Source organism: Microbacterium sp. W1-4-2 (genome assembly GCF_058349885.2).
Genome location: NZ_JBYRJC020000001.1, coordinates 1003951 through 1029245, shown reverse-complemented (window position 1 = coordinate 1029245; position 25295 = coordinate 1003951). Strand labels below are relative to the sequence as shown.

Below are 25295 nucleotides of genomic sequence, written 5' to 3'. Positions count from 1 at the left end.
GTCAGGCGCCCTTCACATCGGTCGTCGCGCGGGCGGACGAAGTCGAAACGCCCTCCGCCTCGTCCAGGTCGCTCGGGCTCGACAGCGTGCCGCGCACCGCGGTCGCGGCCGCCACCAGCGGTGAGACGAGGTGGGTCCGACCGCCCTTGCCCTGGCGGCCCTCGAAGTTGCGGTTGCTGGTCGAGGCGCAGCGCTCCCCCGGAGCGAGCTGGTCGGGATTCATGCCCAGGCACATCGAGCAGCCGGCGAACCGCCACTCGGCGCCGAACTCCTCGAACACCTTGTCGAGGCCTTCTGCCTCGGCCTCCAGCCGCACACGGGCAGAACCCGGCACGACCATGACGCGCACGCCGTCGGCCTTCTTGCGGCCCTTGACGATCGAGGCGAACTGGCGCAGGTCCTCGATGCGGCTGTTCGTGCACGAGCCCATGAAGACGGCGTCCACCGGGATCTGCTTCATCGGCGTGCCCGGCTGCAGGTCCATGTACGCCAGGGCCCGCTCCGCCGCGGCCTTCGCGTTGGGGTCGTCGAAGTCGGCCGGCGAGGGCACGGCCGCCGACAGCGACACCCCCTGGCCGGGGTTCGTGCCCCACGTGACGAACGGCTCCAGCTCGGCCGCGTCGATGAACACCTCGGCGTCGTAGACGGCGCCCTCGTCCGACGGCAGGGTGCGCCAGTAGGCGACGGCGTCCGCCCAGTCCTGCCCCTTGGGTGCGTGCGGCCGGCCCTCGAGATAGGCGAAGGTCGTCTCGTCGGGGGCGACCATCCCGGCGCGGGCGCCGGCTTCGATCGACATGTTGCACATCGTCATCCGGCCCTCCATCGACAGGGACCGGATCGCGCTGCCGCGGTACTCGAGCACATAGCCCTGGCCGCCGTTCGTGCCGATCTTGGCGATCACGGCCAGGATGACGTCCTTCGCGGTGACGCCGGGCCTCAGCTCGCCCTCGACGGTGATCGCCATGGTCTTGAACGGCTTGAGCGGCAGGGTCTGCGTGGCCAGGACGTGCTCGACCTCGCTGGTGCCGATGCCGAACGCCATTGCGCCGAACGCGCCGTGGGTCGAGGTGTGGCTGTCGCCGCAGACCACCGTGATGCCCGGCATCGTCAGGCCCAGCTGCGGGCCGACCACGTGCACGATGCCCTGCTCCTTGTCGCCCAGCGAGTGCAGCCGGACGCCGAACTCCGCACAGTTGCGGCGCAGGGTCTCGATCTGGGTGCGGCTGGTCAGATCGGCGATCGGCTTGTCGATGTCGACCGTCGGCGTGTTGTGGTCCTCGGTGGCGATCGTCAGATCCAGACGGCGGACGCCACGACCCTCGGCGCGCAGACCGTCGAACGCCTGCGGGCTGGTCACCTCGTGCACGAGGTGCAGGTCTATGTAGATGAGATCGGGTCTGCCGTCCTCGCCCTTGACCACCAGGTGGTCGTCCCAGACCTTCTCGGCGAGGGTCCTCGGGTGCTCCGGGATGACGGATGCGGGTGTGCTCATTGCTGTTCGTGCTCCTTGAGAGAGGGGGTCACGCCCACGACGAACTCCGCGACGAGCCTGGGCTGTGGGTCAGAACTCGCCGCGGCAGCTAAGAAGGAGCCGCACGCTTTGCACCCGCCAAGAGTAACACCGCGTCACTGTGCCCCCGCCCACGATGACACCCGGCGCAACATGTCACGCGGTCATTCGGCGTCGTCGGGACCGGTCACCGCCGAGCTCGCCCGATCTCGGCGCGAGGCGATCAGACTCGCTCCGGTGGCGACGGCCATGGCCACCACGATGACCACGAGTGACGCCACGGTCGAGATCTCGGGCGCCCAATCGACCGGCTCGCCGCCATTGATGAACGGCACCTCGTTCACATGCAGCGCGTGCGCGAACAGCTTCACGCCGATGAAGGCGAGGATGAACGCGATGCCGTAGTGCAGGTACTTGAGCCGGTCCAACAGCCCGCCGAGCAGGAAGTAGAGCTGGCGCAGGCCCATCAGGGCGAAGACGTTGGTCGTGAACACGATGAAGGCGTGGTGCGTGATGCCGAAGATCGCCGGGATCGAGTCGATCGCGAAGATCAGGTCGGTGACCCCGATCGAGAGGAACACGAGCAGCATCGGGGTGAACATGCGCTTGCCCTCGACCGTGGTGCGCAGCTTCGCCCCTTCATAGTGGTCGCTGATGTCGATGAACCGGCGCAGGAACCGGACGATGCCGGTCTCGGTCTCGGCATCCTCGTCCTCGTTCGAGAAGGCCTGACGCCAGGCGGTGTACACGAGGAACAGCCCGAAGATGTAGAAGATCCAGCTGAAGTTCTCGATGAGGGCCGCCCCGAGCAGGATGAACACGCCGCGCAGCACGAGCGCGATGATGATCCCCACCATGAGCACTTCCTGCTGGTAGCGCCGCGGCACCGCGAACTGGCTCATCAACAGGACGAACACGAACAGGTTGTCGATGGACAGGCTGTACTCGGTCAGCCAGCCGGCGACGAACTGGCCCGCGGCATCCGTGCTCCCCGTCGCCCACAGCAGCAGAAGGGCGAACAGCAGCGCCAGAGCGACGTAGAAGCCGACCCAGGCCGACGCCTCTTTCATCGAGGGGATGTGGGGTCGCTTGAGGATGATGAGCAGGTCGGCGGCGAGGATGAGCACCACGACCGCCATTGCGGTGATCTCGAACCACGCGGGGATGACGAAGTCCATGCAGGCCTTTCGAGGGTCGGCTGTCCGTCGAAAGTCTCTCCCCCGCCTCGGCGGTGCGCGCCCGGGGATCCTCCGACGGATCCCGTGATGACGGACGCGCGATATCGGGATACTCCCTCTCGCTCGCCCAGTCTACCGGGCGCGCGAGGCCGCAATCGACCGGCGGTCAGCCGGCGAGCAGGGCGTCGTGCCCGGCGATCTCGATGCCGCCGGCCCAGCGCCGCACCGATCCGTCGGCGGCCACGATCAGACCGCTGCGCGACGCGGCCACGACGAGCGGGTCGACTCCCCCGGCCACGACCGCGGTGGTGGCCCAGACGTCGGCGTCGGTCAGGCTGCCGGCGACGACGGTGGCCGAGAGCACCGAGGCGGCGGGGCGCCCGGTGCGCGGGTCGCGGATGTGCATTCCGCGCTGGGCGGTGCCGGATGTGGCGACCGCGCCGTCGCGGACGGTCACGGTGGCCACGAGCCGGCCGGCCTGCGACGGATGCTCGATGCCGATCCGCCACGTCCATTCTGCGCCGCGAGCGGTGAACAGCTGCATGTCGCCGCCCGCGTTGATGCCGGCGGCCACGACGCCGGCCCGGGCCACCAGCGGCTCGAGGACGGCGCGTGCGACGCCTTCGACCGCCCAGCCCTTGACGTAGCCGGTGGGGTCGAACCGGCCGTCCCACAATGCGCTGAACCGGCCACCGGTCGCCTGCGCCGCACGATCGCAGGCGGCGGCCACCTCCGCCACACGGGGATCGGCCGTGTCGACCGACAGCTCGCCGCGGCGGATGCGCGACACGTCGGAGTCTGGCCGGTACGTCGAGAAGACCCGGTCGATCTCGACCAGCCGCGACCAGCAGTCGGCGGCTGCGGCATCCACCATGGCGTCGTCCACGGCGTCGTCGGGACGCTCGCACAGGACGTGGACGCTGATCGGCATGCCCATCAGCTGGGCCACGCGCACGATGCGGTGCGCCGGGCCGCCCGTCATGACGGCACAGCCGGCGAAGAGGAGGCGCGCATGCGTCCATGGTGACGGGCCGCAGGCGCCGTCGGCGAGCGCAACGGGCGATGCTCCGGCGACGCAGAGCACCTTCACAGGCGGGGCATCAGGAACGAGGCGCTCTCCGGGGGTGCACTCGGTAGTCTCACGACGCGGGCATCGTCTGCACGTTCCGGAGCGAAGGCGGCAAGGGTGGTCATCACTGCAGTCGACAGGGATGCCGGGACCCGGGCGACAGCCGCATCGGCGCGCCGCGGGCTCGTGGTGGCGGCTGCCGGTCTCGGTGCCGTGGCGGTCGTGCTCGCCGCGTCCGGATCGTGGATCCCGTCGCTGTGGGGCGACGAGGCGACCAGCGTCATGTCGGCCAGCCGCCCATTGGTGTCGCTGTTCGGGATGCTGACCCGGGTCGATGCGGTGCACGGCCTGTACTACGTGGTCCTGCACGGCTGGATCGAGGTGTTCGGTCCGTCGCCGTTCTCGGTGCGGCTGCCGTCGGCGATCGGGGTGGGCGTGTGCACGGCGGCGGTCGTGTGGCTGTGCGGGAGGGTCGCGGGGCTGCCCACTGCGGTCGGCGCCGGAGCCCTGGCCGCCGTCCTGCCGCGGCTCACGTACGCGGGCGAAGAGGCACGCTCGTATGCGTTCGACGCGGCGATCGCCGCCGTACTGTGCGCCGTCGTGATCGAGATCCTGCTGCGCCGGCCCGAGGGACGACGATGGTGGGTCGCGTATGCGGGCCTGCTCGCTCTCGGCACGTACTCCTTCCTGTACCTCGGCCTCATGGCCCTGCCCGCCGGCATCGCCGTGGCCGCCCACCGTCCTTCGCGGCACCTGCGCCGCTGGCTGGTCTCCACGGCCATAGGACTCGGCTGCGCCGTCCCGGTGTTCGCCCTGGGAGCGCTCCAGCGCAGCCAGATCTCGTATCTGACGCGCGCGGATGCTGTGAACCCGGCATCCGTGTTCGTGCAGATGTGGTTCGGACGGCCGTCGTTCGCGACCCTCGGCTGGGTGCTCATCGGCGTGGCCGTGCTCGGGTTCGTCATCGACATCCTCCGCGGACGGCGCGCCGTGGGCGCCCGATGGGCGGACGCCGTGCGGCTGGAGCCGATCGTGATCGCGTGGCTGGTCGTTCCGATGGGCGTGCTCATCGCCGTCAGCCCGCTGCTCGCGGACTTCACGTCACGATACGGCACGCTGGCCGCGCCCGCCGCCGCGATCCTCATGGCCCTCGGCGTGCGTCGCATCGCGCGGGCGGTGCGCGCGCCATTCGCGTCCTGGACGGCCGCGGGAGTGCTCGCCGTCGCCGTCCTCGTCACGGTCGCGCCGGTCTGGGCGTCGCAGCGGACGCCGTATGCCAAGAACGGGTCGGACTGGAACGAGATCGCCGCGGTGATCTCGCACGACGCCCGGCCCTCCGACGCGATCGTGTTCGACGCGGCGGCACACCCGTCCCGGCGACCGCGACTGGCGATGGACACCGATCCGTCCGCGTTCCGCTGGGTCGACGACGTGCTGCTGAAGACGCCCTACGCACAGGCCCCCTGGTGGTGGGACGAGACCTACACGGTCGGGCAGGGGGCGACCCTCGGCCGGTTCATCGGCATCGAACGGGTGTGGCTCGTGGAGTACACGGGCGGCGGGACCGTGGACACGTGGGGCCTGCAGCCGCTCCAGAAGCTCGGCTTCCAGGTGCGCGGGCGCATCGTCGAGCACAGCAGCCGGATCCTGCTGCTGACCCGGCCGCACACGCACGCGCACACGGACGTCACACGGTGACGCGCGCGCCCGTGGGGATGCGCAGCGGGCCCATCCGCGTGAGGATCAGGTGCAGCGGCACGGCGACGGCGACCGAGACGACCATCGCCGCCACCACGTCGGTCGGATAGTGCACGCCGAGGTACACGCGCGACCAGGCCACCACGAGCACCAGCGCCGCGCCCACGATCGCCGCCGTCGCGCGGGCCCGGATCGTCGCGAACGACAGCACCGCCGCGCACACGAAGGCGGCGGCGAACGCGGTATGACCGCTCGGATAGCTGAACGTGAACGGGTCGGGCACGATCATCCTGGTCAGCGACCCAGGCTCGGGGCGCGGCCGGCGCACGACGAACTTCATGCCCTCGGCGATCACCCACGGCACGGCCAGCACGAGCCCGGCGCGCAGCGATCCCCGCCAGGTCCCGGTCAGCAGCAGCGCCCAGGCCAGCAGCAGCACGCCGAGGATGGGCGCTCCGGTGGGCCCGAAGACCGAGTCGATGAGCTGGCAGACCGCGTCCAGCAGCGGACTGTGGCCGGCGCCGACGGCCGAGACCACCTGCACCTCGGCGGCCGACCAGGCGGGGGTCGCGGTGATCAGGAGCCCGACGATGAAGACGGCGACGACGACCGCCAGTCCGGTGAAGCCCGCCACGAGGGCGGTGGGGCGCGCGGTGCGCGCGGTCGTAGTCACCTCTGGAGCATCGCGCATCGAGCTTGTGATTCGCCCAGGAGCGGGCTCTGAGCCCGCTGATGCACGCGGGCCCCGGATGACGGAAGAGCCGGCCCTTTCGGACCGGCTCTTCGGTGTTGGTGACCCCAGCGGGATTCGAACCCGCGTTACCGCCGTGAGAGGGCGGCGTACTAGGCCGCTATACGATGGGGCCGTCAGGCAACCGTTCAAGTATGCCATGCCCCGCGAGCGCTCGCCAAATCGAGTGCGCCCGCGCGGGTTGCCTCTCGACGGACGGCGGAGTTGACTGCAATCATGCGAGTCACCAAGCACGAGCACGCGGCTCTGGTCATCGAAGTCGACGGCAGGAAGCTCGTCATCGACCCGGGAATGTTCACCGATCCGATCGACGATCTGCAGCATGTCGTGGGGGTCGTGATCACCCACGAACATGCCGATCACTGGACGCCCGCGCACCTCGAGCGCATCGCGAAAGCCACCGGCGGCGTTCCGATCTACGCGACCGCCGGGGTCGCGGCATCCGCCGACGGAATCGAGATCACGGTCGTCTCCCCCGGCGACACCGTGCACCTCGATCCGTTCACGCTGGAGTTCTTCGGCGGGCGGCACGCAGTGATCCACGAGTCCATCCCCGTGATCGACAACGTCGGCGTCCTGGTCGACGACGGCTTCTACTACCCCGGCGACTCGTACGCCGTCCCGGAGGGGCGCAGCATCCGTCTGCTCGCGGCGCCCGTCGGCGCGCCCTGGCTGAAGATCAGCGAGGCCATGGACTTCGTCCTCGCCGTCGCCCCGCGGCGCGCCTTCGGCACGCACGACATGACCCTGTCGGTGATCGGTCGCAACATGGGGCGCGAGCGGCTGCAATGGGCCGTCGAGCAGGGCGGCGGCGAGTTCCTCGTGCTCGAGCCGGGCGACTCCGCCGACATCTGACGCGTCGTCCACGGCCCATTCCGACTCGCACAGATTGCTCATAGCCGGCGCTGGGCATCCGCCTGCGCGAGCCGCCTACGCTCGCCCGCATGACCACCGCAACGCCCACGACCGTCGCCGCCGTCACCGCGGCCGCGACGCGCGCGCCGCGGCGCTGGACCGGATGGCACGGGGCGCTCGCGACGCTCGCAGCGGCGAGTGCGATCCTCACGGTCTGGGGTTCGTGGGCAGGGTCGCGGTCGGACTACTACGCGTCCATCGCGCTGTCGATGAGCAGGAGCTGGCCGAACTTCTTCTTCGGCGCGGTGGACCCCGCCGGTACGGTGACGCTCGACAAGATCCCCGGCTCGTACTGGATCCCAGCACTGTTCGTGAAGGCATTCGGGTTCTCGACCTTCGCGGTCGTGCTGCCCAACGCCCTCGCTGCCATCGCGGCCACGCTGCTCGTGGCGATCGCTGCCCGGCGTCTTGCCGGCCCCTTCGCGGGCTGGATCGCCGGAGCCGTGGTCGCGACCACGCCCGTGCTGATCGCCGTGTCGCGGTCGAACCAGCCGGAGTCGTTCTTCGTTCTGGGACTCGCGCTGACGGCGTGGGCGGCGACGAACGCCCTGCGCACGGCGCGCCTGCGCTGGCTCATGCTCGCGGGCGTGTTCATCGCCGCGTCGTTCCAGGCGTACATGCTCGAGGCGTGGGCGATGTGGCCGGCCCTCGGCCTCGCGTACCTGTACACACGGCAGCCGCTCCGCCGGCGCGTCGCGCACCTGCTCGCGGCGGGGGCGACCAGCGCCGCGCTGTCGGTGGGCTGGATCGCGATCGTGTCGCTCGTGCCCGCCGGCAGTCGCCCCTACATCGGCAGCACTCTGCACGACAGCCCGTGGGAGCTGGTGTTCGGGTACAACGGGCTGGGCCGCTTCGGCTCCGCGACCTCGGACCCGTCGGCGTACAACTCGTTCACTCCCCCGTTCTCGGGGGGCGCCGGCATCCTGCGACTGTTCGACGAGCAGCTGGCCGGGCAGATCGGATGGCTCATCCCCACGGCGCTGCTCGCGGTGGCCATGCTCGTCGTGCTGCGCGTGCGCACCGCCGTGACGGTGTTCCTCGGAGTCTGGCTCGTGACGTTCCTGGCGATGTTCTCGTACGTCGCGGGGATGCACCAGTTCTACACGGCGGCACTCGCGATCCCGATGGGGCTGCTCGTCGGCATCGCGTTCGGCCGGGCGCGCAGGCGCGGGATCGTGTGGCCGCAGATCCTGCTGCTGGCGGTCGCCGCCGCGACCGCTCTGCCGATCGCGATCGCCTACGGCGGCTACTCCGTGCCGGTCGCGATCGCGCAGGCGCTCGTGGCCGTCGTCGCGATCGTCGCGACGGTCTGGAAGCGGCGCCGGCCGGGCCCGATGATGCGCAGACTGGTCGCGGTGGCGACGACGCTCGGGATGCTGCTGACTCCGGCGGCCTGGTCGGCCGTGACGATCGCGCACCCGAGCAGCATCAATCCGGTGGCCGGCGGGGTGAGCGATCAGGGAGGCGGCTTCGCAGGAGCGTTCGCGAGGGGTTCGGCCGGTCCCGGCACCGGCTTCGCTGCCGGCACCCCCGGCTCGGGCGGATTCGGACAGGGCACGCGGCCACAGCGCCCGATGCCGCCGAGCGCAGCCGGTGCCCTGCCGAACGGCGGCCGCTTCGGCGGCGCGCTGCTGGGCATCGACGGCGACGGCCGAGCCGCCCTCGCCTACGCCCGCGCCCACCAGGCGGGCGGCGAATACGCCCTCGCGGTGTTCGGCGCCCAGGCCGCGGCACCGCTCATCATCGACTCCGGCGGAGCCTCGATCCTGCCGATCGGCGGCTTCAGCGGCAACGACCCGGTGCCCACGCTGGACGTGTTCACCGCGATGGTCGGCGCCGGCGATGTCCGCTTCGTGCTCGCCTCGGGGCGCGGCGGTGGGTTCGGCGGCGACACCTCCGCGGCATCGACGCAGATCCTCGACTGGGTGCGCGCCAACTGCACGAGCGTGATGGATGCCTCGGTCACCGGCCTCTATGACTGCAAGGGCTCGTGACGGTCAGACCTCGCGGACGCTCAGCAGCTGCCACCCGTCGGGCACCTGGGCGCGAAGCGCCCCGAGGTCCGCAGCCTCGATGTCGTGTGCGCCGTCGCGCCGGGCGAGCTTCGCGTGCAGGGTGATCATGATCGACGCCTTCGCCATGGTGGCCGCGGCATCCGTCAGCACCCAGCCTTCGGGCACCTGCGCCGACACCTGCGCGCGCGCCTCGTCGATGCTGGGCGCCTCCACGGTGAGCTCACGGGTCTCGACGGGACGGATTCGGCCACTCAGCATTCCTCCAGCTTAGGGCCGGCGAGCATCGCGGCCGGCGATCACCGGCGCCGACGGCCGCCTACGGAACGATGACGAGCTTGCCGCGGGTGTGCCCGCTCCGGCTCGCGCGGAACGCATCGCCCACACGATCGAGGGGAAACGTCTCGGCCACCTCGACCCGCAGCCGACCGTTCTCGGCGAGCTCGACCAGCCGGGCGGTCTCGACACCGTCCGGTCGCACCCAGATGTACCGTCCGCCGTGCTCGGCGACCGTCGCGTCGGCCACCGAGGCGTGACGGCCGCCGTCGCGCAGCACGGCGAGCGTCGTCTCGAGCTGCCCGCCGACGAAGTCGGCGACCGCATCGACCGGGCCGCCGGCCAGCGCACGCACCCGGTCGGCGAGCCCGTCGCCGTAGACCACCGGCTCGGCGCCGATCTCGCGCAGGAAGTCGTGGTTGCGCTCCGAGGCGGTGCCGATCACCCGGGCGCCGCGGGCCGCGGCGATCTGCACGGCGATGCTGCCGACGCCGCCGGCGGCACCGTGCACGAGCACCGTCCGAGAGTCCGGGTCGCCCAGCGCGTCGATCGTGCGCAGCGCGGTGCCGCCCGCGAGCGGCAGACCACCAGCCTGCTCCCACGACAACGCGGCCGGCTTGCGCGTCACGGCGCGGGCCGAGACGGCGACGCGCTCGGCGAACGTGCCGGCGCCGAGCACGTCCTTGCGGGCGTACCCGAGGATCTCGTCGCCGACGGCGAACTCCGGCGTGTCGGGGCCGAGCCCAACCACGACACCCGCGACATCCCAGCCGGGGATCACCGGGAACTGCGCGTCGATGAGACCGTCCAGGCCACCGGCCATCGCCTTCCAGTCGACCGGATTGACGCCGGCGGCCCGCACCTCGACGAGCACCGAGCCGGGGAACACCTTCGGCTCGGCGATGTCGCGGACCACGACGTCGTCGGGATCCTGGGTGTACTGGTCGTAGACGGCGGCACGCATGGAAGCACTCCTCGGGGACGGTGGAACCTCCATCATCGCGCGATCGCGGGGTGGCTCGGTCACCGGCGGCGGAGTAGCGTGCCGTCACGTACTCTGCACAACCACGCTCGGCGAGGAGATCCATCAGCATGGGCATCGTGTACAGCAGCATCGCCGTCACCGCCGACGGCTACGCCACCGGACTGGGCCAGCGCGAGGAGGCGCCGTTCGGCGACATCGACGATTCCTGGCTGCACAACTGGATGTTCGACGCGCGCGAGGAGAACCTCCCCGAGGTCGAGGCGATCCTCGATTCGGGGGCGACGATCATGGGCCGGAACATGTTCGGCCCGGTGCGCGGCGAGTGGGATCGTGACTGGCGCGGCTGGTGGGGTCCCGAACCGCCGTACCACAACCCGGTCTTCGTGCTCACCCATCACCCGCACGAGCCCATCGAGATGGAGGGCGGAACGACCTTCCACTTCGTCACCGAGGGCATTCATGCGGCGCTCGAACGCGCCCGAGCGGCCGCGGGCGATGCGAACATCTCGGTCGCGGGCGGTCCGGGCACGGTCAACCAGTTCCTCACCGCCGGCCTGCTTGACGAGCTGCGCCTGCACGTGACCCCGTTCATCCTCGGCGCAGGCGTCCGGGTCTTCGACGGCGTTCCGCCGCAAGCGCTGGAGCGCACGTCAGTGCGCACGACCTCGCTCGTGACGCACATGACGTATCGCCCACGGCGCTGAGCGGGCCCCTCGACCCGGCCGAGTCACGACTGCAGTGTCACGGGGCCGCGGGAGGTGCGGAACCCGTCCGCCGCGAGCACGGCGAGCGCCACGGCCAGCAGGCCGTACACGACCACGTCGAGTGCGTGCAATCGCTCTCCCAGAAGCAGTGAGACGACGAACATGAACACCGGCTCGGCATAGCTGAGCAGGCCGAAGACCGGCAGCGGCAAGAGGCGCGAGGCACCCAGGTAGGCCGACATAGCGATGGTTCCCGCCAAGCCCGCCGCCAGTACCGCGATCTGTCCGGCCGTCGTGGACGCCCCCGGCGCCCAGACCACGAAGCAGACGGCCACCGGAAGGATGAGCAGCACTTCGGCGCCGAACGTCGCAGCGAGGTCGAGGTGCGCGTGCTTGCGCAGGGCGAAGTAGAGGGCGTAGCCGATGCAGACCGCGAAGGTTACCCAGGACAGGGACGCGGTGAGGACGATCTTGACGGCGATCGCGACGCCGGCCAGGGCCGCGGCGAACCACTGCATCCTGCTCACCGACTCATGGAACAGCAGTCGTCCGATCAGGACGAGCGCGATCGGCAGCAGCAGGTAACCGAGAGCGGCGTCCAGTCCGTACCCGTGCCCCGGCGCCCATGCGAACAACCACATCTGGACGCCGACCAGCGCGCTGAGCACGACCAGGGCAGGAGTGCGCCACCATGTCGAGCGCAGCAGCGTCCACAGTCCGGCGAACGCTTCACGTCCGGATGCCGTGAGCAGAGCAAGCGCGTAGCAGAGCGCGGTGACGATCATCCGCCAACCGAACTGCGACTCCGCCGAGGCATCCACCACCCCGTAGAGGTAGAACATCGCCCCGAACAGCACGCTGGCGACCAGCGAGCTGACGACGCCGCGCGCGCGATGCATCTGCGTCTGCGGCACGTCCCGACTTTATCGCGCGCACGGCTGCGCTCGACACGCAAGACGGCGGCAGAGACGACAAAACCCCCGCTCACGCGAGGGTTTTCGTCTTGCTGGGGTACCTGGACTCGAACCAAGAACAACTGAACCAGAATCAGCCGTGTTGCCAATTACACCATACCCCAAGGGGTTTCGGCCGAAGCCGCAACAGTCACCCAGTCTAGACGACGCGCGGCCCCGGGCCAAACCGGCGCCCTACCGGGCGAGTCGCGTCACGAGCGCCCCCAGCCGGCGGATCGACTCGGTCTTGCCGAGCAGTTCCATCGACTCGAACAGGGGCGGCGAGACGCGACGGCCGCTCACGGCCACGCGCAGCGGGCCGTACGCGACCCGGGGCTTCAGCCCGAGTCCCTCGATCAACGCGGTCGACAGCGCATCCTGCACGGGCGCCGCGGCGAACTCCGTCTCGGGCACGTCCTCCAGCGCCCCCACCGACGCGACCAGCACCTCGGCCGCGTTCGCGGGCAGTCCCTTCATCGCGTCGTCGGCGTACTCGATGTCGTTCGTGAACAGGAACCCGACCAGACCCGGCACGTCGCCGAGCAGCTGCACCCGCTCCTGCACGAGCGGGGCGACGGCCGTGATCAGGGCCTGCTGCGCGGGTGTGACGCCATCGCCCACCACACCGGCCGCGCGCAGGTACGGCACGATGCGCGCCGCGAAGTCGGCGGGCTGCAGCATCCGGATGTGGTCCCCGTTGATCGACTCGGCCTTCTTCTGATCGAACCGGGCCGGGTTGGGGTTGACGTCGGCGATGTCGAACGCGGCGGTGAACTCCTCAAGCGAGAAGACGTCGCGGTCGGGGGCGATCGACCAGCCGAGCAGGGCGAGATAGTTCAGCAACCCCTCGTGGATGAAGCCCTTCTCGCGCTGAAGGAACAGGTCGGCCTGCGGGTCGCGCTTGGACAGCTTCTTGTTGCCGGTCTCGCCCAGCACGAGCGGCATGTGGCCGAACCGCGGCACGAAGGTCGTCACGCCGGCCTTGATCAGCGCGTCATAGAGCGCGAGCTGGCGCGCGGTGGACGGCATGATATCTTCGCCGCGGATGACGTGGGTGATGCCCATGAGCGCGTCGTCGACCGGGTTCGTGAAGGGGTAGAGCGCCTTGCCGCCGGCCCGCACGAGCACGAAGTCGGGGAACGACCCGGCGGGGAAGGTGACCTCGCCGCGGATGAGGTCGACGTAGGTGAGGTCTTCGTCGGGCACCCGCAGCCGCCACGCGGGCTCACGCCCCTCGGCGCGGAACGCGGCCCGCTGCTCGTCGGTGAGGTCGCGGTCGAAGTTGTCGTAGCCGAGCTGCTTGGCCCGGCCTGCCGCCTCGTTGCGGGCGTCGATCTCTTCGGCGGTGGAGTAGCTCTCGTACACGAGCCCGGCTGCGACGAGCTGGGCGAGCACGTCGGCATAGATGCCGGTGCGCTGCGACTGCCGGTAGGGGGCATGCGGGCCGCCCTTCTCGACGCCCTCGTCCCAGTCGATCTTCAGCCAGGTCAGCGCGTCGACCAGCTGCAGGTAGCTCTGCTCGCTGTCGCGCGCGGCGTCGGTGTCTTCGATGCGGAACACGAGCTTGCCGCCGGTGTGCCGCGCGTACGCCCAGTTGTACAGGGCGGTGCGCACCATCCCGACGTGCGGAAGGCCGGTCGGCGACGGGCAGAATCGGACGCGCACATCGGCGCCGGAGGCGGTCGTGGTCTGGGGATGAACGGTAGCCATAGCCTTTCGATTCTAGGCGTCGGGCGCGCTCTCCCCCGTGCCCGGCCGCGCGCCCGGCCCGGTTCCCGCGTCCGTGCGCAGACGTCCCAGCGGCGCGCACAGCACCACGGCCGCCACGACCAGCAGTGCCGACAGGGCCAGTCCCCCGTAGCCGATCCACGCCAGGACGAGTCCTGCGAGGATGGCGCCGGTGCCGCCGACCAGGCTCATGATGAGGTCGTTGTGCCCCTGACGGCTGGTGCGGCGCTGTTCGGCGGATGCCTCGGTCAGAAGCGCCGCGCCCGCCACGGTGGTGGCGCTCCAGCCGAGGCCCAGCAGGACGAGCGCGACCGTGACCATCGCGGCGGAGTGCTGGCCGATCGAGGCTGTGAGCATTGCGGCGACCAGCACGATCTGCCCGATGAGGATCGTCCTCAGCCGGCCCAGCCGGTCGGCGAGGATGCCGAACACGGGCGAGAGCGCATACATGCCGGCGATGTGCAGGCTGATCGTCAGGCCGATGACCTGGATGGTCGCGCCGGCATGCTCGAGGTGCACCGGGGTCATCGCCATGACCGAGACCATGCACACGTGCGCCCCGGCGACGGCGAGCATCGCGTAGCGGGCGGCGACGGGCCGGTCGCGGTGTGCGAGGTGTGCTCCGGATGCCGCGTGGTGGGCCGTCACACGCTGGGCGACCAGCAGCGGGTCGGGGCGCAGCGCCAGCAGGTACAGCACGATGCCGCCGCCCTGCGCGATGACGGTGAACACGTACGCGCCGGTCAGGGGCGGCATGTGCAGGAAGGCGCCTATCGCCTCGCCGGGACCGACCAGGTTCGGCCCGAGCACCGCCCCGAGGGTCGTCGCCCACACCACGATCGACAGGTCACGTGCGCGGGTCGTGTCGGTGGCGAGGTCGGCCGCCGCGAACCGCGACTGCAGATTCGCGGCCTGGCCCGCGCCGATCAGTGCGAACCCGGCGACCAGCAGGGGGAACGTCCACAGCCCGACCGCGGTGACGACCAGGCCGACGCCCACCAGGGCCACCAGCATCCCGACCGCCAGCGCCGGGCGCCGGCCCCGCCGCCGTGCGAGCGCCGCCAGCGGCACGGCGGTTCCCGCGGTGCCCAGCGTGACCGATGCCGTCGCCCATCCCGAGAAGGCCTCATCGCCCGACACCTGTGCGGCGAGGATCGCGCCGACCGACACCGTCGCGCCGAACGCGAGACCGCCGAGGATCTGCCCGAGAGAGAGCACCCAGATCGTGCGCCGCTGCAGCGCCGCCACCTGGGCGGTGTCGGGCAGCGCGGTCGGCGCGGGCGTCGTGCTGCTCACGCGGTGCGGGCCGGGTTGCGCAGCGTGCCGAGCCCGGTGATCTCGACCTCGACGGTCTGTCCGGCGGTGAACGGGCCGACGCCCGCCGGCGTCCCGGTGAGGATGACATCGCCGGGCAGCAGGGTGAACGCGGCCGAGGCGTACGCGATGATGTCGGCGACCGAGTGGATCATGTCCGAGATCGGTCCCTGCTGGCGGACCTCGCCGTCCACGCGCGTGGTGACCACGGCGGCGCCGGTCGGGTCGAAGTCGGTCTCGATGGCCGGTCCGAGCGGGCAGAACGTGTCGAAGCCCTTCGCCCGCGACCACTGACCGTCCGCGCGCTGCAGGTCGCGGGCCGTGACGTCGTTGGCGATCGTGTAGCCGAACACGTGGTCCAGCGCGCTCTCGGCCGTCACGTTCTTGGCGATCTTGCCGATCACCGCCGCCAGCTCTCCTTCGAAGTCGACGCGCTGGGACTGCGGGGGCAGCACGATGGCGTCCCCCGGCCCGACCACCGAGGTGTTCGGCTTGAGGAACAGCATCGGCTCCGGCGGCACCTCGTTGCCGAGCTCGGCCGCGTGGTCGCGGTAGTTGCGCGCGATGGCCACGACCTTCGAGCGCGGGATCACCGGCGCGAGCAGCCCGATGTCGGCCACCGGCACCCGCTCCCCCGTGGTGTCGAACCCGGCGAAGATCGGGTCGCCGGCGAGCACGACCAGGTCGGTGTCGTCGACGATGCCGTACGTGATGGCGCCGTGGTGGCTGAAGCGTGCGATTCTCACCCGCCCAAGCCTATCGGCCGGGTCGGACTCCCTCAGTCGTCGAGGCGCACCAGCCAGCCGTGTCGGTCCTCGCGACGGCCGTACTGGATGTCGGTGAGCTCTTCGCGCAGCGACAGCGCGAGCGAACCGGTCGGCTGCTCGTCGGCGAACGCGTGGCCCTTGAGCTGCCCGATCGGGGCGACGACGGCTGCCGTGCCGCACGCGAACGCTTCGACGATGTCGCCGGATGCCACACCCTGACGCCACTCGTCGAGCGAGATCGGGCGCTCCTGCACGTCATGGCCGCGGTCGCGCGCGAGCTGCAGGAGCGACTGGCGGGTGATGCCGGCGAGGATCGAGGCCGAGGCCGGCGTCACGATCGTGCCGTCCTTGAACACGAACACGACGTTCATGCCGCCGAGCTCTTCGACGTTGCCCTCGGCGTCGAGGAAGACCACCTGGTCGCAGCCCTGCTCGTACGCCTCGGCCTGCGGCAGCAGGCTGGCCGCGTAGTTGCCGCCGGTCTTGGCGGCACCGGTGCCGCCCTTGCCGGCGCGGGCGTAGTCCTCGCTGAGCCAGATCGAGACCGGCTTGGCGCCGCCCTTGAAGTAGGCGCCGACGGGGCTGGCGATCACATAGAACGACACGTCCTTGGCCGGACGCACCCCGAGGAACGGCTCGGAGGCGAACATGAACGGCCGGATGTACAGACTCTGGTCGTCGCCCGAGGGCACCCACGCGCCATCGACGGCGATCAGCTCGCGCAGCGCCTGCGTGAACACTTCGGAGGGCAGCTCGGGCAGGGCGAGCCGGCGCGCGCTGCGCTGCAGGCGCGCCGCGTTCTGGTCGGGGCGGAAGGTGTGCACCGAGCCGTCGGCGTGACGGTAGGCCTTGATGCCCTCGAAGATCTCCTGCCCGTAGTGCAGCACCGCGGCGGCCGGGTCGAGCGAGAGCGGACCGTACGGCTGCACGCGTGCGTCGTGCCACCCTTCGCCGTCCGTCCAGGTCATGCCGACCATGTGGTCGGTGAAGACCGTGCCGAACACGGGATCGCGCAGGGCCGCCTCGCGCTCGGCGTCGCTGCGGGCGGCGGGGTTGCGGATGACCGCGAACTCGAGCGAGGCGAGGGCGGTGTCTGCGGGAGTGGTCATGTCACATCCAGTCGTCGAATGCGCGGGCGATGCTCGCGTGATTCCAGGCTACGCCTGAAGCCGTGCGGTGATGGCGTCGCCGATCTGCGCGGTGGTGCGTGCGGTGGTGCCCCGGGCGGCGATGTCGTCCTCGACCGCGCGGGTGACGCGCGCAGCTTCGTCGCGCAGCCCGAGGTGGTCGAGCAGGAGCGCGATCGACAGGATCGCGGCCGTGGGGTCGGCCTTCTGCTGTCCCGCGATGTCGGGCGCCGATCCGTGCACGGGCTCGAACATCGAGGGGAATGCGCCGTCCGGATTGATGTTGCCGGAGGCGGCGAGACCGATGCCTCCGGTGACGGCGCCGGCCAGGTCTGTCAGGATGTCGCCGAAGAGGTTGTCGGTGACGATCACGTCGAACCGGCTGGGGTTCGTGACCAGGAAGATGGTCGCGGCGTCGACGTGCAGGTAGTCTACGGCAACCTGCGGATGCTCCTGCGCCACCTCGTCGACGATGCGCTTCCACAGCGCCCCGGCGTTGACCAGGACGTTCGTCTTGTGCACGAGCGTCAGCCGACGGCTGCGGCGCTCGGCCGTCTCGAACGCGTAGCGCACGACGCGCTCCACACCGTACGCGGTGTTCACCGACGTCTCGTTGGCGATCTCGTGCGGGGTGCCGCGCCGGATCGACCCGCCGTTGCCCACGTACGGTCCCTCGGTGCCCTCGCGCACGACGACGAAGTCGACCGTGCCGGGGTCGGCCAGCGGACCGGGAGCGCCAGGGTACAGCTTGGCGGGACGCAGGTTGACGTAATGGTCGAGCTCGAACCGCAGCTTCAGCAGCAGCCCGCGCTCGATGTTCGCATCCTTCAGTCGCGGGTCGCCGGGCTGCCCGCCGACCGCCCCGAGCAGGATCGCATCGTGTGTCTTGATCGCGGCGAGGTCCTCGTCGGTCAGCGTGTCGCCGGTCTCGAGATAGCGCGCGGCGCCCAGCGAGAAGCGGGTCTTGTCGAAGCTGACGTCGCCGGCTGCGGTCGCGGCATCCAGCACCTTCTCGGCCTCGGCGACGACCTCCGGACCGATGCCGTCACCCGGGATGACGGCCAGCTTCACGACACGCGACATGACTCTCCTTAGGACGAGGGGGTGCTCCTGCCTCCCAGCGTAGTGGCCGCGATCACGGCGGCCACGAGCACCAGGACGGCCCCGGAAAACGCTGCCGCGCCCACGCCCGCGTCGAACGCATGTGCCGCCGCGTGGCGCAGCGCGGCGCCGGTGGCTCCCCCGAGCCCGTGCGCCGCGTTCATGGCGCCGGCGAGCGTCTCGCGCGCCTCGGCGGCGATGCCTGCGGGCACGCCCTCGGGGATCGCGATCCTCGTGCGGTACACCGCGGTGAGGAACCCGCCGATCACCGAGGTGCCGAGCACCGTGCCCAGCTCGTACGCGGTCTCTGAGACGGCGCTGGCCGCCCCCGCTTTCGCAGGCGGCGCAGCCGACAGGATCAGCTCGTTCGAGACCGTCTCGGCCATGCCGATGCCCACGCCCAGGCTCACCGAGGCGAGGATCGTCGGCCCCAGCGTGTCGGGACCGGTCGTCAGCGCGATGCCGACGTAGCCGGCGATCGAGAACACCAGCGCGGCGGGGATCAGCACGCGAGGCGCGATTCGCACCGACAGCGGCACGACGACCAGGCCCGCCACGATCATCGCCACCAGCGACGGCAGCAGCGCCAGGCCCGACTGCATCGGCGACAGCCCGATGATCAGCTGCAGATGCTGGGCCACGAAGAAGAGGAACCCGACCAGCGCGATGACGCTCAACAGGTTCACCAGCAGCGCGCCCGTGAACGCCGGCCGTCGGAACAGCCCCATGTCGAGCATCGGGATCCGGGCCCGCAGCTGCCGGCGCACGAACAGCACGCCGAACAGCACCCCTGCCACGAACAGGACGGCCACGAGCGTGGTGAACCCCTCGACGGCGAGCTGCTTGATCGCGTAGACGATGGGGAGCATCGCGCCGATCGACAGCAGGATGCCGACCGGGTCGACACGCCCGGGGTGCGGGTCCCGGCTCTCGGGCACGAACACCGGTGCGAGCGCAAGCAGAGGGACGAGCACCGGCACTGCCATGAGGAACACGGCGCCCCAGGCGAAGTGCTCGAGCAGGAATCCGCCGGCGATCGGGCCGAGGGCCGCGCCCGCCGAGAACATGGCCGCCCAGATCGCGATCGCCAGGCGCCGCTGCGTGCGATCGGCGAACACGCTGCGGATCAGCGACAGCGTCGAGGGCATCAGCATGGCGCCGAACACCGCCATGGCGGCGCGTCCTGCGATGAGCCACGCGGCGGTCGGCGCGAAGGCCGACATCGCCGACACGGCGGCGAAGCCGGTCGCGCCGATCAGCAGCATCCGGCGTCGTCCGAAGCGATCGCCGAGGGTGCCCATCGTGACCAGGAGCGCGGCGAGCACGAGCGGGTAGGCGTCGATGATCCACAACTGCTGGACGCTCGTGGGCTCGAGGTCGGTCGCGATCATCGGCAGCGCGAAGCTGAGCACCGTGTTATCGACCGACACGAGCAGCACTGGCAGCATGAGCACCGCCAGAGCGGCCCACCCGCGCCATCCGACACGGTCGCCGGTGGTGCTGTCGATGACAGGGATCGCGTGGGTGATGGTCATGGTCGTCGCTCGTCGAGAGGACGGCATACTTTACCGTCCAGCCGGTATAGTATCAGATCCATGCCATCGCGCTGGATAGCATCGATCTCATGAGCCGCCCCCCGCATGCCCGCGAGAGCGTTCTCGACGCGTTCGTGCAGATCCTGGTCGCGGACAGCGAGCGGGCGGCGACGATGGATGCCGTGGCCCGCGCCGCCGGTGTCTCCAAGGGCGGTCTGCTGTATCACTTCGCGTCGAAGGACGCGCTGGAGACGGGTCTGATCGACCGGCTCGATCGTCTGGTCGACGCGGACGTGACCGAGATCGCGGGCGCCCCCGAGGGCGCCGTCGCCTACTATCTGCGCTCGTCCGTGCTCACCGACGATCCGCTCGATCGCGCGATGCTCGCCGTCTCGCGCCTCGCGCAGGGCGGCAGCACCGCAGCGGGTGACGCCCTGCAGCGGACACGAGAGCGGTGGGCGGGCGCCCTGCGTCCCCACGTGCGCGACGAGGCCGCGCTCAACCTCGTGCTCCTGGTGTCGGACGGGCTGTCGTTCAACAACCTGCTCGAGGCAGACCCTGCCGCCCTCGTGCCCGGCGGCGCCGACCTCGAGGCGCTCATCGCCCTCGTTCAGAAGACCGTTTCGCACCGCTGACGCACGCCCGCAGCGGCCGGCTCACCCTGGCAACGGTCCGCCTCGACGTGCGACGCTGTCGATCAGTCGTCGCACGATGTCGGGCTCGATGCGGATGCCGTCGTGCTCGTACTCGTTCGTCACCCACAGATCGACGTTGCCGACCTCGACGGCAGTCGCCAGCGAGTACTCGACGTCCACGAACAGATCGTCGAGGTAGGCCACCGCCGCCACCGGCACGTCGTTCTCGGCGAGCCGCTCGGGGTCATAGAGCCGCGCGTAATCGGAGTACTCGGCCAGCGCTTCTGCGGCGGCGCGGAAGGGGCGCAGCGAACGGATCTCGTCGAACATCCAGGGGTACATCATCTCGCCGGTCAGCAGCAGCGGTCGCCGGTCGGGATCGAGATCGGGATGCCGCGACCTCTCTGCTTCGGCGGCCCAGGCGGTCGCGCCCGGGCCGTCCCCGTAGATGCTCTCCTGCAGCACGGCGTAGAGGGGGTTCCGATCGTACGAAGTCAATTCAGCGACGCGGGCGAGGAACGTGTCGGTCAAACGCCCGTCCGAGAGCGCTTCGTCGAACAGCCAGTGCACACGTTCGAACCCGGCGCACATGCCGAAGTCGATGCCCACTGTCTGAAGGCGCCGGACGCTGAGCCGGTCGCCGTCCGCCAGGCGCACGTCGCCGCCCGCGATCGCGTCCGCCGTGGCGGCCACGGTGCCCACGTCATCGGGATATCGCTCGAAGTAGCGACGGTTCTTCTCCGCCAGACGCGCGTAGGTGTGGCGGTAGAGGTCTGCAGCGGATGGACGGATGCTCGTGAGTCCACCGGCGACATGGCATGCGGCCAGTCCCTCGGGTGCTCGTGAAAGATATGTGAGGGTGATGAAGCCGCCGAAGCTCTGACCGAGCGTCTGCCAGCGCCTGCCACCGTAGACCTGTCGCCGCAGCAGCTCGAGGTCGGCGACGATGGAGTCCGCGCGGAAGTGCAGCAGGAAGTCGCGGGCGTCTTCTGACCGGTCGAACCGGCCCATCGTCGAGGCCTGGACCGCAGAACTGCGCCCGGTCCCCCGCTGGTCGGGAAGGATCAGGCGATGCGTGCGCAGCGCGTTCACGATCCATCCCTCGGAGAGCATCGGACGCGGAGACCTGCCGCCCGGCCCGCCCTCCAGATAGACGAGCAGCGGCAGGTCTTCATGGGCGCGAGCCGGATCCACCACCTCGCGTGCGAACAGGCTGATCCGGCGACCGTCGTCGGGCGTGCCCCAGTTCAGCGGCGCTTCCCAGACCCGATCGGTGACATGCATTCCCGGGATCGTGTAGGTGACGGCGCTGGTCATCGGAGCTCCTTCGGTGGTCGCAGGTCACGTGGTGGGAATGGGCGCACCGGCCTCGACGGCCGCGGCCCGCCTGCGTTTCGCCTCGGACGGGCTCGTCGTCGGGATCGCAGCCAGAAGGGTCTTGGTGTAATCGTCGTCGGGGTTCGCGAACAGCTGTTCAGCGGTCCCCTCCTCGACGATGCGACCGCTGTTCATCACCGCCACGTCATCGGCGATGTGCCGAACGACCGACAGGTCGTGCGACACGAACAGGTAGGTCAGCCCCATGGACTGCTGCAGGTCGCCCAGCAGGTTCAGCACCTGCGCCTGGATCGAGACGTCCAGCGCCGAGACCGGCTCGTCGAGGATCAGGATGTCGGGCTTCAACGCCAGGGCGCGAGCGATGCCCACCCGCTGACGCTGCCCGCCCGAGAACTCGGACGGCTTGCGCCTGGCCATCTCCGCGGTCACCCCGACGCGATCGAGCAGATCGGTCACCTCGTCGGCACGGTACCTGCCCGCCAGACGCAGCGGCTCGGCGACGATCTCGTGCACCGTCATGCGCGGGTCCAGCGCCGAGTACGGGTCCTGGAAGACCATCTGCATGTGGCCGCTGAGCCGGCGGCGCTCACGGCGCCCGCTGCCGGTCACGTCGGCGCCCATGACCCGGATGGAACCGCCCACGATGGGCGTCAGCCCGAACAGCGACCGCATCAGGGTCGACTTGCCGCACCCCGACTCCCCCACGAGCCCCAGGGTCTTGCCGCGGTGGAGGGTGAGCGAGACACCGTCCACAGCCTTGACGACCTGGACACCGCCGAACAGTCGTCTGCGTCGATACTGCACGCGCAGGTCCTGGATCTCGAGCAGGACCTCGCTCGCACCGTCGGCGAGGGTGCTCATGACGCCACCTCCTCGTTCAGCAGTTCCTCGGCGAAATGACACGCCGACCGGGACCCTTCGATGACCGTGCGCAGCTCCGGGCGCTCGTGCGTGCAGATCGAGCGCCCGGCCCGCAGCGCGCATCGGGCGGCGAACGCGCAGCCGGCCGGCCGGCTGCGCGGCGACGGCGGGTTGCCCGGGATCGCCGGGATCCGCTTCTTCTCCCCCGTCACCAGACTCGACAGCAGCGCCCGCGTATAGGGATGCGTCGGCTGCTCGAAGACGGTCTCGACATCGCCTGTCTCGACCACCCGCCCGCTGTACATGACGACGATGCGCGATGCGTTCTCGACGGCCAGGCCGAGGTTGTGCGTGATCAGGACCATCGCCGAGTCGGTCGTCGCGCGCACGCGGGCCAGCGCCTGCATGACCTGCGCTTGGATGGTGACATCCAGTGCGGTGGTCGGCTCGTCCGCGATGAGCAGGCTCGGATCGTTGGCCATCGCCATCGCGATCATCGCACGCTGGCGCATGCCTCCAGACCATTCATGCGGATACGAACGCACGCGCCGAGCCGGGTCGGTCACCCCGACCTGCAGGAGGAGATCCTCGATGCGGGCCCGGGCCTGCGCACGTGACGCGTTCCTGTGGTGCAGTCGCACCGCTTCGGCGAGTTGCGGACCGATCCGCCGCAGCGGATTCATCGACGTCATGGGGTCTTGGAACACCATGCCGATGTCGCGGCCGCGGATCTCGCGCAGCGCGTGCTCACCGGCGCCGACCAGCTCTTTGCCGTTCAGCATGATCGATCCGCTGGCCACCCGCAATGACGGCGGCAGCAGGCCCATGATCGCGAGCACCGTCAGGCTCTTGCCGGAGCCCGACTCGCCGACGATGCACACCGACTCGCCGCGATGGACATCGAACGAGACTCCGTCGACGAGCGCCGTGTCGTCCTCGTCCGTCGCGATCACCAGGTCCCGGACCCGCAGCAGCGGCGGGTCGCCACGAAGAGTGTGATCGGTCATCGGCGTGCCTTCCTCAACGGGATGGATCCTTCGGCCGTGAATCGCTGGCTCAGCAGCTGGGTACCGGCCACGAGCACGAAGATCGCGAGACCGGGCAGGATCGACTGCCACGGGTCGCTGCCGAGCACAGCCTGCCCTTCGAGGATCAGGCCGCCCCAGGTCGGCGACGGCGGCTGTACGCCGAGGCCCAGGAAGTCCAGTCCGGCCTGCAGCAGCACGACGATTCCGACGTCCGTGACGGCCACGATCAGCACCGGCGGGACGACATGGGGCAGAACATGGCGCCAGATCGTCCACCGGGCGCTCGCGCCCAGGATCTGCGGCGCGATGATGAAGTCTCGGCCGCCGAGCGACAGCGTCACCGCCCGCGCGACCCGCGCGTACCCCATCCAGAACGTGCATCCCAGCACCACCACCATGAGGGTCGCACTCGGGCCGACGATCGCCGAGATCGCGATGAGCAGGAGCACGACCGGCATCGAGAGATTCACGTCGCTCACGAGGCCGATGAGACTGTCCAGCCAGCCCCGGAAGAATCCGGCCAGCAGGCCGAGAGTGGCACCGATGAGCACGTTGATGACCACGACGGCCAGCGTGATCGTCAGCGTCGTCCGGCCCCCTGCGGCGATCCTGCTCAGCGTGTCGCGTCCCAGCGAGTCGGTGCCCAGCAGGTGCGCCGGGTCGGCGAACGGCTGCAGGTTCGCCTGCGAGAGATCCTGCGCCAACGGGTCCATTCCGGGGAGCATCGGCACGATGACGACGAACAGGATCATGAACAGGAGGAGTGCTCCACCCACGATCGGCAGCACACTCCTTCCCTTGCCGCGGCGCCTTCGCCAACTGCGCTCCACCACGCCCGATTCCACGGGCATGTCGATGAGTTGCTCGGTCATGTCAGACGCACCCTCGGATCAAGAACGGAATACAGAAGGTCGACCACCAGATTCACGACCACGAACATGATCGCGACGATCAGAAGGCCCGCCTGCACAACGGCGAAGTCACGCTGGCTCACTGCTTGGACGAGCACCTGACCCATCCCCGGCCAGGCGAAGACGAGCTCGACGATCACCGTGCCGCCGAGCAGACCCGCGAGGTTCAGTCCGGCCATCGTGAGGATCGGCAGCAGCGCGTTGGGCAGCATCTCGCCGAGGACGACCCTCGCCTGCGATTTTCCGCGCGCGTACGCGGTGACGACATAGTCCTGGGTCGACTGCTCGCTCAACGCGGAGTCGAGCAATCTCACATACAGCACGAACTGCCCGGTCGCGATCGTCAGAACCGGCAGCACGTATGACAGCGGCCCGGTGAACCCCAGCGAGGGCAGCGCGTGCAAGGCGACGGCGAAGATCAGCACCAGCACCACGCCGAAGAAGAAGTCGGGCATCGCCTGTCGCACCGAACCGCCCCAGATGAAGAGGGCGCGCAGGCGGCTGCTGCCGGTCACATGGATGAGGATGGCCGCACCCACGGCGATGGCCAGACCTATGGCGAACGAGATCAGTGCCAGGCTGATCGTCGCCGGCAGACGCTCGGCGATCAGCGTGATCGCCGGTTGGCTCGGATTGCGATACGAGACGCCGAAGTCTCCTCGCAGCAGGCCTCGAAGGTAGTCGAGATACTGCACGATGAGAGGGCGATTGAACCCCAACGCCCCATTGAGATCGTCGATCTGCTTCTGTGTGGCGCCCTCGGTCAGCAGCAACGCCGCGGGCTTGCCGCTCGCCCGGCCCAGCACGAAGGCGATCGTCACCACGCACAGGAGCGTGGCCACTCCCTGGATCAGTCGTCGGACCAGGTAGCCGATCATGTCTTCATCCTCGCCTCGTCG

23 protein-coding genes and 2 tRNA genes are annotated in these 25295 nt (G+C 70.0%); 5 read left to right on the top strand and 20 right to left on the bottom strand.

Annotation, left to right across the window (positions count from 1 at the left end; translation table 11 throughout):
- Window position 1: 1 nt before the first annotated feature.
- The 3 genes from leuC to AC3RX0_RS04630 all read right to left on the bottom strand — a co-directional run bounded on the left by leuC (window position 2) and on the right by AC3RX0_RS04630 (window position 3670).
- A complete protein-coding gene (leuC, locus tag AC3RX0_RS04640) occupies window positions 2–1492 on the bottom strand; it encodes a 3-isopropylmalate dehydratase large subunit (protein ID WP_491504758.1) in 1491 nt (496 codons plus the stop codon).
- A 182-nt stretch (window positions 1493–1674) separates the two neighbouring features.
- Window positions 1675–2688: a TerC/Alx family metal homeostasis membrane protein gene (locus AC3RX0_RS04635; RefSeq protein ID WP_491504757.1), complete on the bottom strand. Its 1014-nt coding sequence runs from the start codon at window positions 2686–2688 to the stop codon at window positions 1675–1677.
- A gap of 166 nt (window positions 2689–2854) precedes the next feature.
- Window positions 2855–3670, bottom strand: a complete 816-nt coding sequence (locus tag AC3RX0_RS04630; protein WP_491504756.1) for an FAD:protein FMN transferase — start codon at window positions 3668–3670, stop codon at window positions 2855–2857.
- 204 nt (window positions 3671–3874) lie between these two features.
- On the opposite strand from AC3RX0_RS04630, the gene AC3RX0_RS04625 reads away from it, so the two are divergent.
- Window positions 3875–5455 (top strand): glycosyltransferase family 39 protein, encoded by a 1581-nt coding sequence (locus tag AC3RX0_RS04625; protein ID WP_491504755.1) that lies wholly within the window; start codon window positions 3875–3877, stop codon window positions 5453–5455.
- Here AC3RX0_RS04625 and AC3RX0_RS04620 read toward each other — a convergent pair.
- On the bottom strand, window positions 5445–6128 hold the full coding sequence (locus tag AC3RX0_RS04620; RefSeq protein WP_491504754.1) for a phosphatase PAP2 family protein: 684 nt from the start codon (window positions 6126–6128) through the stop codon (window positions 5445–5447). The two genes, AC3RX0_RS04625 and AC3RX0_RS04620, sit on opposite strands and share 11 nt — an antisense overlap.
- Before the next feature lie 117 nt (window positions 6129–6245).
- Window positions 6246–6321 (bottom strand) — tRNA-Glu (locus AC3RX0_RS04615).
- A 101-nt stretch (window positions 6322–6422) separates the two neighbouring features.
- Between AC3RX0_RS04615 and AC3RX0_RS04610 the strand changes: the two genes are divergently transcribed.
- Together AC3RX0_RS04610 and AC3RX0_RS04605 are read left to right on the top strand one after the other, a co-directional pair.
- Window positions 6423–7061, top strand: coding sequence for an MBL fold metallo-hydrolase (locus tag AC3RX0_RS04610; protein ID WP_491504753.1), 639 nt, complete (start codon window positions 6423–6425; stop codon window positions 7059–7061).
- Between the two features lie 89 nt (window positions 7062–7150).
- On the top strand, window positions 7151–9115 hold the full coding sequence (locus AC3RX0_RS04605) for an ArnT family glycosyltransferase (protein ID WP_491504752.1): 1965 nt from the start codon (window positions 7151–7153) through the stop codon (window positions 9113–9115).
- Window positions 9116–9118: 3 nt separating this feature from the next.
- On the opposite strand, the gene AC3RX0_RS04600 is transcribed toward AC3RX0_RS04605, so the two are convergent.
- Both AC3RX0_RS04600 and AC3RX0_RS04595 read right to left on the bottom strand, forming a co-directional pair.
- Entirely contained in the window at window positions 9119–9394 is a 276-nt protein-coding gene (locus AC3RX0_RS04600; RefSeq protein WP_491504751.1) for a hypothetical protein, read from the bottom strand.
- Window positions 9395–9452: 58 nt separating this feature from the next.
- Window positions 9453–10373 (bottom strand): NADP-dependent oxidoreductase, encoded by a 921-nt coding sequence (locus AC3RX0_RS04595; RefSeq protein WP_491504750.1) that lies wholly within the window; start codon window positions 10371–10373, stop codon window positions 9453–9455.
- A 128-nt stretch (window positions 10374–10501) separates the two neighbouring features.
- Between AC3RX0_RS04595 and AC3RX0_RS04590 the strand changes: the two genes are divergently transcribed.
- Complete coding sequence (locus AC3RX0_RS04590; RefSeq protein WP_491504749.1) at window positions 10502–11098, top strand: dihydrofolate reductase family protein; 597 nt, start codon at window positions 10502–10504, stop codon at window positions 11096–11098.
- Window positions 11099–11121: 23 nt separating this feature from the next.
- Here the strand turns inward: AC3RX0_RS04590 and rarD are convergent, their stop codons facing one another.
- The 8 genes from rarD to AC3RX0_RS04550 form a co-directional block, all read right to left on the bottom strand.
- A complete protein-coding gene (rarD, locus tag AC3RX0_RS04585; protein WP_491504748.1) occupies window positions 11122–12012 on the bottom strand; it encodes an EamA family transporter RarD in 891 nt (296 codons plus the stop codon).
- 92 nt (window positions 12013–12104) lie between these two features.
- Window positions 12105–12176: transfer RNA gene (locus tag AC3RX0_RS04580), tRNA-Gln, on the bottom strand.
- A gap of 70 nt (window positions 12177–12246) precedes the next feature.
- Entirely contained in the window at window positions 12247–13761 is a 1515-nt protein-coding gene (gene gltX, locus AC3RX0_RS04575; protein WP_491504747.1) for a glutamate--tRNA ligase, read from the bottom strand.
- A gap of 12 nt (window positions 13762–13773) precedes the next feature.
- On the bottom strand, window positions 13774–15075 hold the full coding sequence (locus tag AC3RX0_RS04570) for an MFS transporter (RefSeq protein WP_491504746.1): 1302 nt from the start codon (window positions 15073–15075) through the stop codon (window positions 13774–13776).
- Window positions 15072–15839: a fumarylacetoacetate hydrolase family protein gene (locus tag AC3RX0_RS04565; protein ID WP_491504745.1), complete on the bottom strand. Its 768-nt coding sequence runs from the start codon at window positions 15837–15839 to the stop codon at window positions 15072–15074. The genes AC3RX0_RS04570 and AC3RX0_RS04565 overlap by 4 nt, the downstream gene beginning before the upstream one ends.
- Before the next feature lie 32 nt (window positions 15840–15871).
- Window positions 15872–16969, bottom strand: a complete 1098-nt coding sequence (locus AC3RX0_RS04560) for a branched-chain amino acid aminotransferase (protein ID WP_491504744.1) — start codon at window positions 16967–16969, stop codon at window positions 15872–15874.
- A gap of 48 nt (window positions 16970–17017) precedes the next feature.
- On the bottom strand, window positions 17018–18070 hold the full coding sequence (locus AC3RX0_RS04555; protein ID WP_491504743.1) for a 3-isopropylmalate dehydrogenase: 1053 nt from the start codon (window positions 18068–18070) through the stop codon (window positions 17018–17020).
- An 8-nt stretch (window positions 18071–18078) separates the two neighbouring features.
- Complete coding sequence (locus AC3RX0_RS04550; protein WP_491504742.1) at window positions 18079–19623, bottom strand: MFS transporter; 1545 nt, start codon at window positions 19621–19623, stop codon at window positions 18079–18081.
- 89 nt (window positions 19624–19712) lie between these two features.
- On the opposite strand from AC3RX0_RS04550, the gene AC3RX0_RS04545 reads away from it, so the two are divergent.
- Window positions 19713–20258: a TetR/AcrR family transcriptional regulator gene (locus AC3RX0_RS04545; RefSeq protein WP_491504741.1), complete on the top strand. Its 546-nt coding sequence runs from the start codon at window positions 19713–19715 to the stop codon at window positions 20256–20258.
- A 21-nt stretch (window positions 20259–20279) separates the two neighbouring features.
- Here the strand turns inward: AC3RX0_RS04545 and AC3RX0_RS04540 are convergent, their stop codons facing one another.
- The 5 genes from AC3RX0_RS04540 to AC3RX0_RS04520 are packed head-to-tail and all read right to left on the bottom strand — an operon-like array spanning window position 20280 to window position 25274.
- On the bottom strand, window positions 20280–21575 hold the full coding sequence (locus tag AC3RX0_RS04540; RefSeq protein ID WP_491504740.1) for an alpha/beta fold hydrolase: 1296 nt from the start codon (window positions 21573–21575) through the stop codon (window positions 20280–20282).
- A gap of 24 nt (window positions 21576–21599) precedes the next feature.
- A complete protein-coding gene (locus AC3RX0_RS04535) occupies window positions 21600–22457 on the bottom strand; it encodes an ATP-binding cassette domain-containing protein (RefSeq protein WP_491504739.1) in 858 nt (285 codons plus the stop codon).
- A complete protein-coding gene (locus AC3RX0_RS04530; protein WP_491504738.1) occupies window positions 22454–23464 on the bottom strand; it encodes an ABC transporter ATP-binding protein in 1011 nt (336 codons plus the stop codon). Before AC3RX0_RS04530 ends, AC3RX0_RS04535 begins: the two co-directional genes overlap by 4 nt.
- A complete protein-coding gene (locus tag AC3RX0_RS04525; RefSeq protein WP_491504737.1) occupies window positions 23461–24357 on the bottom strand; it encodes an ABC transporter permease in 897 nt (298 codons plus the stop codon). The genes AC3RX0_RS04530 and AC3RX0_RS04525 overlap by 4 nt, the downstream gene beginning before the upstream one ends.
- On the bottom strand, window positions 24354–25274 hold the full coding sequence (locus tag AC3RX0_RS04520; RefSeq protein WP_491504736.1) for an ABC transporter permease: 921 nt from the start codon (window positions 25272–25274) through the stop codon (window positions 24354–24356). The genes AC3RX0_RS04525 and AC3RX0_RS04520 overlap by 4 nt, the downstream gene beginning before the upstream one ends.
- Between the last annotated feature and the right edge of the window lie 21 nt (window positions 25275–25295).

What these genes read in the sequence shown, in the direction of transcription:
- AC3RX0_RS04530 (WP_491504738.1), bottom strand. Translation starts at nt 23,464, where the DNA reads ATGACCGATCACACTCTTCGTGGCGACCCGCCGCTGCTGCGGGTCCGG.
- AC3RX0_RS04555 (WP_491504743.1), bottom strand. Translation starts at nt 18,070, where the DNA reads ATGTCGCGTGTCGTGAAGCTGGCCGTCATCCCGGGTGACGGCATCGGT.
- AC3RX0_RS04520 (WP_491504736.1), bottom strand. Translation starts at nt 25,274, where the DNA reads ATGATCGGCTACCTGGTCCGACGACTGATCCAGGGAGTGGCCACGCTC.
- AC3RX0_RS04545 (WP_491504741.1), top strand. Translation starts at nt 19,713, where the DNA reads ATGAGCCGCCCCCCGCATGCCCGCGAGAGCGTTCTCGACGCGTTCGTG.
- leuC (WP_491504758.1), bottom strand. Translation starts at nt 1,492, where the DNA reads ATGAGCACACCCGCATCCGTCATCCCGGAGCACCCGAGGACCCTCGCC.
- AC3RX0_RS04560 (WP_491504744.1), bottom strand. Translation starts at nt 16,969, where the DNA reads ATGACCACTCCCGCAGACACCGCCCTCGCCTCGCTCGAGTTCGCGGTC.
- AC3RX0_RS04535 (WP_491504739.1), bottom strand. Translation starts at nt 22,457, where the DNA reads ATGAGCACCCTCGCCGACGGTGCGAGCGAGGTCCTGCTCGAGATCCAG.
- AC3RX0_RS04600 (WP_491504751.1), bottom strand. Translation starts at nt 9,394, where the DNA reads ATGCTGAGTGGCCGAATCCGTCCCGTCGAGACCCGTGAGCTCACCGTG.
- AC3RX0_RS04635 (WP_491504757.1), bottom strand. Translation starts at nt 2,688, where the DNA reads ATGGACTTCGTCATCCCCGCGTGGTTCGAGATCACCGCAATGGCGGTC.
- AC3RX0_RS04590 (WP_491504749.1), top strand. Translation starts at nt 10,502, where the DNA reads ATGGGCATCGTGTACAGCAGCATCGCCGTCACCGCCGACGGCTACGCC.
- AC3RX0_RS04595 (WP_491504750.1), bottom strand. Translation starts at nt 10,373, where the DNA reads ATGCGTGCCGCCGTCTACGACCAGTACACCCAGGATCCCGACGACGTC.
- AC3RX0_RS04610 (WP_491504753.1), top strand. Translation starts at nt 6,423, where the DNA reads ATGCGAGTCACCAAGCACGAGCACGCGGCTCTGGTCATCGAAGTCGAC.
- AC3RX0_RS04605 (WP_491504752.1), top strand. Translation starts at nt 7,151, where the DNA reads ATGACCACCGCAACGCCCACGACCGTCGCCGCCGTCACCGCGGCCGCG.
- AC3RX0_RS04550 (WP_491504742.1), bottom strand. Translation starts at nt 19,623, where the DNA reads ATGACCATCACCCACGCGATCCCTGTCATCGACAGCACCACCGGCGAC.
- AC3RX0_RS04525 (WP_491504737.1), bottom strand. Translation starts at nt 24,357, where the DNA reads ATGACCGAGCAACTCATCGACATGCCCGTGGAATCGGGCGTGGTGGAG.
- AC3RX0_RS04630 (WP_491504756.1), bottom strand. Translation starts at nt 3,670, where the DNA reads ATGACGGGCGGCCCGGCGCACCGCATCGTGCGCGTGGCCCAGCTGATG.
- gltX (WP_491504747.1), bottom strand. Translation starts at nt 13,761, where the DNA reads ATGGCTACCGTTCATCCCCAGACCACGACCGCCTCCGGCGCCGATGTG.
- AC3RX0_RS04540 (WP_491504740.1), bottom strand. Translation starts at nt 21,575, where the DNA reads ATGACCAGCGCCGTCACCTACACGATCCCGGGAATGCATGTCACCGAT.